This is a genomic window from Nonomuraea sp. KM88, from assembly GCF_052245635.1.
GTDB lineage: Bacteria > Actinomycetota > Actinomycetes > Streptosporangiales > Streptosporangiaceae > Nonomuraea.
Map to the genome: position 1 here is coordinate 409,417 of NZ_JBQQCC010000006.1, position 12,412 is coordinate 421,828.

12 protein-coding genes are annotated in these 12,412 nt (G+C 72.3%); 2 read left to right on the forward strand and 10 right to left on the reverse strand.

Annotated elements, in window-relative coordinates:
- Positions 1 to 361 precede the first annotated feature (361 nt).
- Positions 362 to 1,540 (forward strand): class I SAM-dependent methyltransferase, encoded by a 1,179-nt coding sequence (locus tag ACTWPV_RS21250; RefSeq protein WP_443153127.1) that lies wholly within the window; start codon positions 362 to 364, stop codon positions 1,538 to 1,540.
- A gap of 254 nt (positions 1,541 to 1,794) precedes the next feature.
- Positions 1,795 to 3,606 carry a hypothetical protein gene (locus ACTWPV_RS21255; RefSeq protein ID WP_443153128.1) on the forward strand — a complete coding sequence of 604 codons (1,812 nt, stop codon included), beginning with the start codon at positions 1,795 to 1,797 and terminating at the stop codon, positions 3,604 to 3,606.
- Between the two features lie 35 nt (positions 3,607 to 3,641).
- Here ACTWPV_RS21255 and tsaD read toward each other — a convergent pair whose 3' ends face one another.
- The 10 genes from tsaD to ACTWPV_RS21305 form a co-directional block, all read right to left on the reverse strand.
- Positions 3,642 to 4,673 carry a tRNA (adenosine(37)-N6)-threonylcarbamoyltransferase complex transferase subunit TsaD gene (gene tsaD, locus ACTWPV_RS21260; RefSeq protein ID WP_347646508.1) on the reverse strand — a complete coding sequence of 344 codons (1,032 nt, stop codon included), beginning with the start codon at positions 4,671 to 4,673 and terminating at the stop codon, positions 3,642 to 3,644.
- Positions 4,666 to 5,097 carry a ribosomal protein S18-alanine N-acetyltransferase gene (rimI, locus tag ACTWPV_RS21265; RefSeq protein ID WP_443153149.1) on the reverse strand — a complete coding sequence of 144 codons (432 nt, stop codon included), beginning with the start codon at positions 5,095 to 5,097 and terminating at the stop codon, positions 4,666 to 4,668. The genes tsaD and rimI overlap by 8 nt, the downstream gene beginning before the upstream one ends.
- Before the next feature lie 11 nt (positions 5,098 to 5,108).
- Complete coding sequence (gene tsaB / locus ACTWPV_RS21270) at positions 5,109 to 5,756, reverse strand: tRNA (adenosine(37)-N6)-threonylcarbamoyltransferase complex dimerization subunit type 1 TsaB (RefSeq protein WP_443153129.1); 648 nt, start codon at positions 5,754 to 5,756, stop codon at positions 5,109 to 5,111.
- A 79-nt stretch (positions 5,757 to 5,835) separates the two neighbouring features.
- A complete protein-coding gene (locus ACTWPV_RS21275) occupies positions 5,836 to 6,762 on the reverse strand; it encodes an aminoglycoside phosphotransferase family protein (protein ID WP_347646506.1) in 927 nt (308 codons plus the stop codon).
- A gap of 32 nt (positions 6,763 to 6,794) precedes the next feature.
- The gene (locus ACTWPV_RS21280; RefSeq protein ID WP_347646505.1) at positions 6,795 to 7,331 is read right to left on the reverse strand and encodes a class F sortase; all 537 of its coding nucleotides are present in this window, start codon (positions 7,329 to 7,331) and stop codon (positions 6,795 to 6,797) included.
- 3 nt (positions 7,332 to 7,334) lie between these two features.
- Positions 7,335 to 8,009, reverse strand: coding sequence for a hypothetical protein (locus ACTWPV_RS21285; protein WP_347646504.1), 675 nt, complete (start codon positions 8,007 to 8,009; stop codon positions 7,335 to 7,337).
- A gap of 167 nt (positions 8,010 to 8,176) precedes the next feature.
- Complete coding sequence (gene tsaE, locus ACTWPV_RS21290) at positions 8,177 to 8,635, reverse strand: tRNA (adenosine(37)-N6)-threonylcarbamoyltransferase complex ATPase subunit type 1 TsaE (RefSeq protein WP_443153130.1); 459 nt, start codon at positions 8,633 to 8,635, stop codon at positions 8,177 to 8,179.
- A complete protein-coding gene (locus tag ACTWPV_RS21295; RefSeq protein WP_443153131.1) occupies positions 8,635 to 9,684 on the reverse strand; it encodes an alpha/beta fold hydrolase in 1,050 nt (349 codons plus the stop codon). The genes tsaE and ACTWPV_RS21295 overlap by 1 nt, the downstream gene beginning before the upstream one ends.
- A gap of 20 nt (positions 9,685 to 9,704) precedes the next feature.
- Positions 9,705 to 10,853, reverse strand: a complete 1,149-nt coding sequence (gene alr / locus ACTWPV_RS21300) for an alanine racemase (RefSeq protein ID WP_443153150.1) — start codon at positions 10,851 to 10,853, stop codon at positions 9,705 to 9,707.
- Between the two features lie 29 nt (positions 10,854 to 10,882).
- On the reverse strand, positions 10,883 to 12,409 hold the full coding sequence (locus ACTWPV_RS21305) for an NAD(P)H-hydrate dehydratase (RefSeq protein ID WP_443153132.1): 1,527 nt from the start codon (positions 12,407 to 12,409) through the stop codon (positions 10,883 to 10,885).
- Between the last annotated feature and the right edge of the window lie 3 nt (positions 12,410 to 12,412).

The following is a 12,412-nucleotide window of genomic DNA, read 5'->3' on the forward strand; positions in this document are numbered from 1 at the left end:
GACCAGCTGGGCCTGCCGTCGCGGGTGTCAGACCTGCCTCGTCGCACGTTGGCACTCTCAAGGGGAGAGTGCCAACAGGAAACATATGCAAGAGGGGCTTGACAGTCAACACGAACGCGTCTGCTGAGAGCGATCAGGGTGCCGGCAACAAGGCGCTATCAGCGTAATGGCCGGTCATACAGGGGTTCGTAAAGATCTTCCTGCCGCGAGATTCGCGAGCGCGCGTGTCGCGCCGTCCTGACGACCCGGCATCTTCTGGTAAGCGACCGGGCCACCGTTCCACGCTATCCCCCGCGCCCCACCGCTCCGGCCGGATCCCCGCGCCGCGGGTACGTCCCCGGTGCCGCTAACGTCGTGTGACGTGGACCTCGACGCCTTCAACGAGCTGCTGACCCCGCGCGGGCGGCGGGCGCTCGCGGAGGCCGGCGAGCTCGCCGGCGCCGACCCGGTGGCCGCCGCCACGAGGCTGCGTAGGACGTATGACGCGGCGCTCACCTCGGCGGCGCTCACCCAGGCGGGGCTCAGGGAGCGCGCCACGGCCAAGTTCGGCGAGGACGCCCGGCTGATGTACTTCACGCCGCACGGCCTGGAGCAGGCCACCAGGACGGAGGTCGCCGGGCACCGCGCCGCCCGCCTGGTGGCCGCCCGCGCCCCGGAGCCGAGAGTCGCGGACGCGTGCTGCGGCATCGGCGGCGACCTGCTGGCACTGGCCCGCGCGGGCTGCGCCGTGGAGGCCGTCGACACCGACCCGCTGACCGCCGCCGTGGCCAGGGCCAACGCCGAGGCGCTCGGGCTTGGCGACCGGGTGACGGTGCGCGTGGCCGACGCGGCCGGCGTCGAGCCGGAGCGCTACGACGTGCTCTTCGCCGACCCGGCACGGCGTACGAGCAGGGGCCGCACGTTCGACCCCATGGCCTACTCGCCGCCCTGGCCGGTGGTGCTCGACCTCGTCTCCAGGGCTCGTGCGGCCTGTCTCAAGGTCGCCCCCGGCATCCCCTACACGTTCATCCCCGAAGGGGCGGAGGCCGAGTGGGTGTCCTTCAAGGGCGAGGTGAAGGAGGCGACGCTCTGGACCGGGGCCGGCCGGAAGTCGGACCGCCGGGCCACCCTGCTGCCCGGCGGCCACACCCTCACCGCCACGGGCGTCCGGGCCGCCACGGGCCCGCCGGGCCGGTACGTCTACGAGCCCGACGGCGCCGCCATCCGCGCGCACCTCGTGGGCGAGGTGGCCGAGATCGTCGGCGGCCGCCTGCTCGACCCGATGATCGCGTACATCACGGGCGACGACCCCGTGGACACCCCATGGGCGGCGAGGTACGAGATAGACGACGTACTTCCGTTCTCGCTGAAGAAACTACGCGCCGCACTCCGAGAGCGGAAAATCGGAAATGTCACCATCAAGAAGCGCGCCTCAGCCGTCGACATCGAACGCCTGCGCAGCGATTTGCGACTCAACGGGGACAGAACAGCCGTCGTCATCCTGACCCGCATTCTTGATAAACCATCGGTCATCATCTGCAATCCACCATCACCCCGCTGAGCTGGCATCTCGGGCATTCTTCGGTTTCGAGCGATCTTTCCATTCGGCGCTGACGGACCTTGATCAAAAGGCTAAGGTGGGCGGGCGGGAGTTCTCCCCAGTGCGGTTAACCGTGTTCTCGCTCTTTCATCTGCAAACCTGACCTACCCCACCGCTGCGCGGCAGACCGTCGGCGAGCGAAGGAGCTTTCGGTGGATCATTCCAACCACACCACCCTTCTTCAGGCAGGCGGCCATCTGGCCATTTCAGAGAGAATGCGAGACCTGCTGCAGCGCGCCTCCCAGGATCACGTCTACGAGCAGCGCACCCAGGGCGCCATGCTCGACGAGATCCGCCAGCGGCTCGAAGGCATGGAGTGGCTCCTGCGCGAGGTGCGCGAGCGCGAGCTCGGCGGCCTGAGCGGCACCCTTGAGGCGGTCAACGGACGGCTGGACGACATCACCGCCAAGCCGCCGATGTGGGCCGAGGGCCTGGCGCAGCACGTGGAGGCGGTCCGCGACCACGTCGACGCCGTCGGCGAGCGGGTGAGCGGCGTCGACGCCCGTGTCGCCCCGATGTCCGAGCTGCCCGGCCTGCAGGCCGGCGTCGGCACCGTCGGCGAGGGCGTCGACGAGGCGCTCAACCGCCTGCAGGCGGTGCTCGACACCGCCGACGGCATCACCAAGGGCATGTCCGACTTCGCCACCAGGCTGACCACGCTCAGCTCCAGCATGGAGGCCGCCGCCGGCCGCTTCACCAGGCTCGACCGGTCGGTGGCCGAGCTGGCCACCCGCACCGACCGCGTCGAGGGCGTGATCAGCGACCTGTCCGAGGGCATCGCCGACTCGACCGAGCAGACGCGGGCCCGCCTCGACGCCGCCGAGCAGCGCATGGCTGCCCGCCTCGACGAGACCGACCAGCGCCTCACCGCCCGGCTCGACGAGGCGGGCCAGCACCTCACGACCCGGCTCGACGAGACCGACGAGCGGCTCACCGTGCGCCTGGAGGGCACCGACCGGCGCCTGACCGCCCGGCTCGACGAGACCGACCAGAGGCTGGCCAGGAGCCTCGTCGAGGCCGACGAGCGGCTCGCCATCCGGCTCAAGGAGGCCGACGACCAGCTCACCGGCCACCTCTCCGACATCGAGCAGCGGCTCGCCGCCAGGCTCGACGAGACCGACCGCCACCTCGCCGTCCAACTCGGCGAGAGCGAGCAGCGCCTGACCGCCCGGCTCGGCGGCGTGGACGCCAGGCTCGACCGGGCGGAAAGCGCGCTCTCCGGCCTCGACACCAGGGTGGCCGACTTCGGCGGCCGGCTGGAGTCCGCCGACGAGTGCCTGGCCGACATCGACACCAGGATCGACGGCCTCGACGCCCGGGTGGGCGGCGTCGACAAGCGCCTCGCGTCGATGGACGGCCAGCTCGGCGCGGTCGACAAGCGCCTCGGCATCCTCGACGGCCATCTGGGCCGCCACGACGACCGCTTCGACGCGCTCGACGTACGCGTCGACGCCCGCTTCACCGCGCTCGACGAGCGCATGTCCGGCACCGAGCAGCGCGTGGGCGAGAGCACGACCCGCGCCGAGGGCCGCTTCAACCGGCTCGACGGCCAGATGGACGCCATCGACGAGCGCCTCGGCGAGGCCGAAGAGCACCTGAGCAGCCGCTTCGACGCCATCGACGGCCACCTCGGAGGGCTCGACAACCGCTTCAACGTCCTCGACACCCACGTCAACAGCCTGGTCACCCGCGCCGAGCAGGCCAGCGAGCACCTGGAGTCCGTCGACGACCGCATCGAGTCGGTCAACCAGCGCGTCGGCCAGCTGCCCGCCACCCTGGCCATCCCCGAGCGGATCGGCGAGCTGATCCGCTCGCAGACCGGCGACCAGGCCGAGCGGCTGACCACCGCCGCCACCGCGCTCACCGAGCTGGTCAGGACACGTCCCGACCGCGACGAGCTGGCCGAGACGGTCACCGGCATCGTGCAGCCAGCCGCCGAAGACCTCAACAAGCGTCTCGGCGCCCTGGAGGAGACCATGCTGGCGCTGGCCGAGGCCCTGCTCCGCCCGACCAGGGCGAAAGACTGACCGCTCGCGCGGGCACGCGCCGGCCTGCCCGCGCCCTACACGTGCACCGTCGTGATCGGGAGCGAGGAGTCGGCCGGGATCTCCAGGGTCGAGGGGGTGATGCCGGCCGCGACCAGGTCGGAGCCCAGGGCGGCGACCATGGCGCCATTGTCGGTGCACAACCCGGGCCGCGGCACCCGCAGGCGCACACCGGCCGCCTCGCAGCGCTCCTGCGCCAGCGCGCGCAGCCGGGAGTTGGCCGCCACACCGCCGCCGATCAGCAGATCGTCCACCCCGTATTTCCTGCACGCCTGCAGCGCCTTGCGGGTCAGCACGTCGACCACGGCCTCCTGGAACGAGGCGGCGACGTCGGGCACGTGCACGGCCTGCCCTGACGCCTCGCGGGCCTCGACCCAGCGCGCCACGGCCGTCTTGAGCCCGGAGAAGGAGAAGTCGAGCGTGCCGTCGTCGAGCTTGCCGCGTGGGAACGCGATCGCCTCGCCGGAGCCCTCGCGCGCGGCCCTGTCGATGTACGGCCCGCCAGGGAAGGGCAGCCCCAGCACCCGCGCCACCTTGTCGAACGCCTCACCGGCCGCGTCGTCCACGGTGGAGCCGAGCGAGATCACGTCTTCGGCGACGTCGGGCACGAGCAGCAGCGACGAGTGGCCGCCCGAGACCAGCATGGCGACGCACGGCTTGGGCAGCGGCCCGTGCTCCAGCTGGTCGACGGCGACGTGGGCGGCCAGGTGGTTGACGCCGTAGAGGGGCACGCCGAGGCCGAGCGCGTAGGACTTGGCCGCGGCCACCCCGACCAGCAGCGCGCCGGCGAGCCCGGGGCCCGCGGTCACGGCGACGGCGTCGATGTCGGAGAACCTCAGCCCGGCCTCGGCAAGGGCGGCCTCCACGGTCGGCGTCATGGCCTCCAGATGGGCGCGCGAGGCGACCTCGGGCACCACGCCACCGAACCTGGCGTGCTCCTCCATGCTGGAGGCGATGGTGTTGGCCAGCAGCGTGTGACCCCTGACGATGCCGATGCCGGTCTCGTCGCAGGAGGTCTCGATCCCCAGGACCAGCGGTTCGTCAGCCATCGAGCTTCCTTCTCATCATGATCGCGTCGGTGCCGTCGTCGTAGTAGCGGCGGCGGGTGCCGATCTCCTCGAACCCGAAATGCCGGTAGACCGTCTGCGCGCGCGCGTTGTCGGCGCGTACTTCCAGGAAGATCTCCCGCGCTCCCCTGCGCTGCGCCTCGGCCAGCAGCTCGGTGAGCATCGCGCTGCCGATGCCGGTGCCCTGGTGTTTCTCCAGCACGGCGATGGTCTGGACGTCGGCCTGGTCGGCCGCGGCGGCGAGCCCGGCGTAGGCGACGATCGCGCTGTCGACCAGGGCAACCACGTAGTGGCGCGTGCGCGGCATGTCGGCCAGCTCGCCGCGCATCATGCCCTCGCTCCACGCGTCGAGCGGGAAGGTGGCCTGCTCGATCGCCATGACCGCCGGCAGGTCGGCCTCGGTCATCGGCCTGAGCTTCACGCCGTCACCCTCTTCGGCGCGCCCGGCACCACGGCGTCGGGCCTGCGCAGGTAGATCGGCCGGGGCGGATCGAGCGGGGCGCCCTCGGCGAGCCGCTCGGCCGCGAGCGCGGCCAGCGCCCCCGCGCTGGGGTACGGGGGCACGTCGCCCCCGTTTCCCAACATTTCGGGATATAGCGCAGCACCCGCTCCCACGATCGGCAGCCCCTCCACCGGCACCTCCGCGGGCCGGTTGACGAACGGCCCCTCGGCCCGGGTGCGCATGTCGGCATAACGCCCCCAGAACACCTCTTTGCGCCGCGCGTCGGTGGCCACCAGGAACGGCTCTGCCAGGCCACTGCCGAACGCGACCGCGTCGAGCGTGCACACGCCGTAGGAGGGCACGCCCAGCGTCGTGGACAGCCCCTGCGCGGTCATCAGGCCGACACGCAGCCCGGTGTAGGGCCCGGGGCCACTGCCCGCCACGACGGCCGTGACGTCGCGCAGCGACGCCCCCGACTCGGCCAGGACACGCTCGATGGTGGGGGCGAGCAACTCGCCGTGGCGCCGGGCGTCGATCGTCGTCGACTCGGCGAGCACCCGCTCCCCGTCGTGGAGGGCGGCGGTGACGGCGGGTGTCGCGGTATCAAAGGCCAGGACCAGCACGACTGTCTAGCGTACCCGCCGTAAAGGTCTCTCCCGGCCGTTACCGGCACGCCCGGCGACAAGCCGGTGCGGGACAGTGTCAGGCCCAGCCCGTACGCCGCCGCAACCAGTCGAGCGCCACCACGCCCTGCGCCCGCTGGAACGCCCTGACCGTGGGCAGCCCCGGCGGATCGGGCAGGCGGCCGTGGTGGACGAAATAGCCGGCCATGGCCGCGACGGTCGCGGTCACGGCGGGATCGGGGTCGGTGCACAGCTCGTACGGCGGCGGCCCGCCCTGCATGCCGACCGACGGCAGCAGGTAGACCCGGTCGACCCAGGGCGCGCCCAGGCAGGCCCACGGCCAGTCGACGAAGTAGACACGTTCGTCGGTGAGCAGGATGTTGTCGGCCCGCACGTCGGCGTGGACCAGGGTGTCTCCTGCCGCGGCCGCCGCCCAGCCCGACTCCAGCCCGGCCAGCTCATCGAGGTGGCGCAGCGCCCACGGGTCGAGGCCGGTGGTGTCCTCGTCGAGCAGACTGCGCCAGCCGTCGAACGAGCCGAACGTCTCGCCCAACCGCGGCACGTCGATCGGTGAGGGTGTGAGCGCGGCCGACATCTCGTCGAGGGCGTCCAGCACCCGGTCGAGCTGGTCACGCCGCCACGGCAGCTCGGGATGCGCGCCCTCGACGTCCTCGAAGACCAGCGCCACCCAGCCGTCCAGCTCGAAACCCGTCAGCAGGCGGGGCGCCGGCACGGACGCGGGCAGGGCTGCCGCGATCTCGAGCTCGTTCTGGTACATGCGAACACTGTCGGCGTTCGGCTCGGGGCCGACGGCCTTGACGAACGCCCGCCGTCCGCCTTCGGTGCGCAGCCGGACGGCGGCCGCCGGCGTGAAGCCGCCGGGCTGCGTCGTCGCCTCCGCCACGCGCCCGCCGAGGAAACGTTCGACCGCCGCGCGTACCGGCGGGTGCACGTCGTGCCACGGCACACGGGCGCCGGACGCGGGCGGAATGGTGTCCGCACTCATGTCTTCATCGTCCCGGGGGACGCAAGCGGATTTCAGGCCCGGGACGCGTACACGATGATGTTGTCCAGGTATTCGCCCTTGGCATAGTCGAACTTGCCGCCGCAGGTGACGAGCTTGAGCCCGTCCTCGACGTAGACGCGCTTGGCGGGGAAGTCGTCCTTGTGCACCTGCTCGATCCCGTCGACCTTGAACGTCACGGTCTTGCCGTCGCTGCGTTCGACCTTGACGGTCTCGCCCTTGCGTAAGTTCCTGAGCTTGTAGAACACGGCGGGCGCCGTCTTGGTGTCGACGTGGCCGATGATGACCGAGGCGCCCTTCTCGCCGGGCACCGCGCTGCCGGTGAACCAGCCGGCCGTCTTCGGCTTCTCGTACGGCGGCAGCTCGACCTCGCCGTTCTTCAGCAGGTCGAGCTCCATCAGCGGGGCCTCGACGTCGATCGACGGGATGTCGATGCTCTCCGGAACGACGGCCTGTGCTGGAGTGGTGCCGGTCTTGAGATTGTTGCCGAACGCGACCAGCAGCAGTCCCGTCACGGCGCCCGCGAGCACCACCCGTCCTGGGCGGGCCACGGTCTATGCCTTACGGCGCTTGACCGCTATGCCGACGCCGGCGGCCAGCGCCAGCGCGACCAGCGCGCCGGCGGGGCCGAGCGGGATGGACGACTCTTCGTCGGCGTCCTTCGCGTACGTGCCACCCCCGCCTGCCTTGGGCGCCTTGGTGGGCACGCCGGTCGGGTCGTCGTCGGGCTCGGCCGCGACGACCCTGAGCGTGGCCCTGCCCATGTCGTTGGTGCCGTCGCACTTGACGTCGACGCGGTAGCTGCCACGCTTGACCGTCCCGGAGACCTGTGCCTCGCCGCGCACCCACGGCGAGCCGTTGGCCGGGGTGGCGGTCGGGGTGGGGGTCACCGACGCCGCGGGGACCGGGTTGAGCGTGACGCCGTTGATGAAGGCCTTGGACGTCGCGGTGCCGGTGTGGGCGGGGCCGCCGGTCGGAACCGGGCAGTTGGCCAGGATCCACACCGTGGACGTCTCGCCCGCGGTGACGCGGTCGGGGTTGAGCTGCACCGAGATGGTCTGCCTGGTGGCCGTGGGGCTCGGGCTGCCGCTGGCGGTCGGGGCGGCGGTGGTGCCGCTGGCCGTGGGCGAGGGTGTCGTTGTCGGATCGGTCTCGGCCGAGGCTGTGCAGCCGGTCAGACCGAGAATGACGATGGCTCCCGCGTACGCGACTCGCCTGACCCTGAGCACCGGCCGCACCCCACTTTGCCGTGTTACACCCCAGCATCCACCAAAGAGATGGATGTCGCCCCTCCTGATACCCAGAAATTCTGGGCGAACCCTAGTCAACGATCATGATTTACATCATCGGCCGGGTACGTCAAGGGTGCCAGCATTGCCGGAGCTTGACCGCCGTTTTACTCTTCCGGCGGCTCAGACGGCGTGTCGGCCCATCTTTCGCCCACGCCGCGCAGGGTCACGAGGCGGGCCTCGTCGCCCGCCTCGCGGTCGATGTGGATCTCCAGCCGGTCGTCGGCCAGGCCCTCGACGAGCCCTTCGCCCCATTCGACGACGGTGACCGACTCCTCCAGCGAGGCGTCCAGGTCGAGGTCGTCGACCTCGAGATCGCCGCCCAGCCGGTAGGCGTCGACGTGGACGAGCGGCGGCCCCTGGCGCAGCGACGGGTGCACCCTGGCGATCACGAAGGTGGGCGAGGTGATCGGGCCGCGTACTTTGAGGCCTTCCGCGATGCCCTGCACGAGCGTGGTCTTGCCCGCGCCGAGCGGGCCCGACAGGACCAGCAGGTCTCCGGGGCGCAGCCGTACGGCCAGGCGGGCGCCATAGGCGCGCATGTCCTCAGGGGTCGCGAGCCGCACTAGAGCTCCACCCTCTTCGCCAGGTCACGCAGCGCGTCGTTGACGATGCCCGGGCGCTCCAGCTGGATCAGGTGGGAGGTGTCGGGCACCTCGGTGAGCTGCGCCTTGGGCAGCGCGGCGGCGATGGCCCTGCTGTGCTCGGGCGGCGTCAGCCAGTCGCTGTCGCCCACCAGGATCGCGGTGGGCACCGGGTCGAGGACGTGCAGCGCGGAGAGCTTGTCATGGTTCATCAGCGCGGGGTAGAAGTCGGCGACCACCTCGGTCGGCGTCGCCCTGATCATCGACTCGGCGAAGTCGACCAGCGTCGGGCTGACGTTCTTGGAGTCGCCGAAACCCATGTAGCGGGTGATCAGGAAGGCGATGTCGCTGCCCGCGTGGCGGGTGCGGTCGACCAGCGCGCCCCGCTTGCCCAGCATCGACACCGTGGTGGGGGCCATTTTGTGCACGACCTTGGACACCAGCGCGGGCAGGCCGAGGGTGAGCTCGGCCAGCTTGCCCGCCGAGGTCGCGACGAGCGCGGCCGCGCGGATCCTCTCGCCGAACAGCTCAGGACGGCGGTCGGCGAGGGCCATGATCGTCATGCCGCCCATGGAGTGGCCGACCAGCACGCACGGGCCGGGCACGTGGGCCTCGATCACCTCGGCCAGGTCGTCGCCCAGCCGGTCGATCGTGCTGTCGTCGGAGCCGGCGCGCTGCGAGCGGCCGTGGGAGCGCTGGTCCCACAGCACGAGACGGTAGTTTTCCCGCAGATCCTTACGCTGGTAGTGCCAGGACTCCAGGCTGAGGCAGTAGCCGTGGCAGAAGACGATGGTCAGCGGCGCGTCGTCCGGCCCGTCGATCTCGACGTGCAGCGCCTTGCCGTCGGAGGTGACGAGCGTGCGCTCCCTGCCCCGCAACTCGCCGAACGGCTCGCTGGCCTCGTCGTCGGGGCGCAGCCTGATGCGGCCGACCGCATAGCGCTTGGCCAGCGCCGCCGCCGCGACACCGGCGGAAGCCGCACCGACGAGCGCGCCGGCGATCCCCACCCTGCGCCGTCTTGTCGTCGTCATCTCCCCGACCCTTCTCCCGCTCATGCCCGCCGCGAGGTGCTCCGAGTCCTGTGCGCGTAGACCCTCGGCACACGCGAACCGATCCTGGTCACGATCTCATGCGTGATCGTGCCGAGAGTATCCGCCCACTCCTGAGCGGTCGGCTCGCCCTCGTCACCCGGCCCGAACAGCACGATCTCGTCGCCCGCCGACAGCGCGTCGTCGCCCATGTCGATCATGAACTGGTCCATGCACACCCGGCCGGCGATCGTCCTGCGCCGCCCACCCGCCAGGACCTCGGCCTTTCCCGTCGCGTGCCGCAGGATGCCGTCGGCGTACCCGAGCGGCACGAGCCCGAGCGTGGTCTCGCGTCCGGTGACGTAGAGGTGGGCGTAGGACACCCCGGAGCCCTCGGGGACCCGCTTGACCAGCCCGGCCCGGGCCACCAGCGTCATGGCCTGCCTGAGGCCGAAGTCGCCCAGCTCGGGGATGGGGCTCAGGCCGTAGATCGCGATGCCGGGCCTGACCAGGTCGTAGCGGGCCTCGGGCAGGGTCACGGTGGCGGCGGAGTTGGCGATGTGCCTGATCACGTGGGAACCGGCCGCGCCCGCCTGCTCGGCGAGCTTCAGCGCCGCCTCGAACGCCTCCAGCTGCCGCCCGATCGACGGGTGGCCGGGGATGTCGGCGCAGGCGAGATGGGACCAGAGCCCGGCGATCGCGACGGCGCCCTCGGCCTGCAACCGCAGCGCCGCGGCCAGCAGCGCCGGCCAGGCGGCGAGCGGGCAGCCGCCCCTGCTCATGCCGGTGTCGGCCTCCAGGTGCAGCTTCACGGTGCGGCCCGTGCGCCGTGCGGCGGCGGCGATCTCGCCGAGCATCCCCTCGTCGGAGGCCGACAGCTCGACGTCGGCCTGCACGGCGTCGTCGAGCGGCTCTCCCGGGGTGAGGAGCCAGGACAGGATCGGCGCAGTCACGCCGCCCTCGCGCAGCGCGAGCGCCTCCCCGACGAACGCGGTGCCGAGCCGGCTCGCGCCGCCCTCCAGGACCGCCTCGGAGACAGGCACCAGACCGTGGCCGTAGGCGTCGGCCTTGACGGCGCCCATCAGCTCCGCGCCGCCGGCCCGCTCTTTGAGCAGGGCCACGTTGTGCCTGATCGCGGCCAGGTCGACCCGAGCCTGCGCGGGCGTGGTCATCGGGGAGTACATCCTTCTAGTGTGGCAGGTCACGCACGTGGTCGAGCGCGATTATCCTCTCCCACGGCCCCCGCCGCCCGCCAGGCCGTACCGCCTGGTGAGCCGCCTGGTGGGCCGCCGCTCACGGCGCGGATGGCCGCGGGGACGGCGGTGGCCACGTCGGCCGCCGTCAGCGGCGCGCCCACGGCGGCCAGCCCTCCGGCCAGCCCGTGCAGGTAGGCGCCGCAGGACGCGGCGTCGTAGCAGCTCAGACCCTGCGCGAGCAGCGAGCCCGCGACCCCGGACAGCACGTCGCCCGTACCCCCTGTGGCCAGCCACGGCGAGCCGGTGACGTTGACCCGCACCGGCCGCGCGTCCTCGGCCACCACCGTGGTGGAGCCTTTGAGCAGGACCGTCACGCCGAGCTCCGCCGCCGCCCTGCGGGCGTATTCCAGCCGGGCCGCCTCGATGTCGTCGCGCTCGGCCCTGATCAGCCGCGCCAGCTCGCCCGCGTGCGGGGTGATCAGCACGGGCGCGCCGCGGCGCAGCAGCCCGCGGTCCCTGGCCACCAGCGTCAGCCCGTCGGCGTCGATCAGTACGGGCACGGTGGAGGCGAGCACCTTGGCCGCCAGCTCGTGCGCCCAGTCATCGGTGCCGAGCCCCGGCCCGAGCACCCATGCCTGCACCCGCCCGACGCCGTCGATCGAGGGCCGGTCCAGCTCGGTGACGACCGCCTCGGGCCAGTGCGCACGCACCTGCGCGACGGGCGCGTGCCGTCCCGCGTAGCGCACCATGCCCGCCCCGGCGCGCAGCGCGCCGCCCACGGCGAGCACGGCGGCGCCGGTGTAGAGGTCGCTGCCCGCCGCGACCCCCAGGACTCCCCTGCGGTACTTGTCCGACTCGGTGGCCGGTCGCGGCAGCAGGACGTCGACGTCGCAGCCGGTCAGCGCGGCCACGTCGGGATCGGGCAGGTGGTCGCCGAGCCCGATGTCCACCAGTTCGACCGCGCCCGCGCAGGCCGCGCCGGGATCGACGAGCAACCCGGTCTTGTACGCCCCCATCGTCACGGTCACCTTGGCCCGCACGGCCGCGCCCGGCACCCGGCCGCTGCTCGCGTCGGCCCCGCTCGGCACGTCCACGGCGACGATCGCGGCGCGGGCGGCGTTGGCCTGCGCGGCGAGCTCCGCGTACGGCTCCCGCAGCGCCCCCGCCGCCCCTATGCCGACGAGCCCGTCGATGATCAGGTCGGCGTCGTCGATCGCCGCCCGGTCGACGACCCGGCCGCCCGCCCGCGTGAAGGCGAGCAGGCCCGCCTCGTGGGTCTTGGACCCGGCCAGGACCGCGCCTACTCTGGCGCCTCGCCGGGCCAGCCGCTCGCCCGCGTAGAGGGCGTCGCCGCCGTTGTCGCCGCTGCCGACGAGGAGCACGACGCGCCGGCCGTACACCCGGCCGAGGAGGTCGGCGCAGACGGCGGCGAGCCCCGACGCGGCCCGCTGCATCAGCGTGCCCTCCGGCAGGAGGGCCATGAGCGCGTGCTCGGCGCCACGGATCTGGTCGGCGGTGTAGGCGGTGCGCATGAT

Bases quoted from the DNA above. Each gene is read 5' to 3' on its own strand.
- ACTWPV_RS21255 (WP_443153128.1), top strand. From the start codon at position 1,795: ATGCGAGACCTGCTGCAGCGCGCCTCCCAGGATCACGTCTACGAGCAG.
- tsaD (WP_347646508.1), bottom strand. From the start codon at position 4,673: ATGGCTGACGAACCGCTGGTCCTGGGGATCGAGACCTCCTGCGACGAG.
- rimI (WP_443153149.1), bottom strand. From the start codon at position 5,097: ATGACCGAGGCCGACCTGCCGGCGGTCATGGCGATCGAGCAGGCCACC.
- ACTWPV_RS21275 (WP_347646506.1), bottom strand. From the start codon at position 6,762: ATGAGTGCGGACACCATTCCGCCCGCGTCCGGCGCCCGTGTGCCGTGG.
- ACTWPV_RS21295 (WP_443153131.1), bottom strand. From the start codon at position 9,684: ATGACGACGACAAGACGGCGCAGGGTGGGGATCGCCGGCGCGCTCGTC.
- alr (WP_443153150.1), bottom strand. From the start codon at position 10,853: ATGACCACGCCCGCGCAGGCTCGGGTCGACCTGGCCGCGATCAGGCAC.
- ACTWPV_RS21305 (WP_443153132.1), bottom strand. From the start codon at position 12,409: ATGCGCACCGCCTACACCGCCGACCAGATCCGTGGCGCCGAGCACGCG.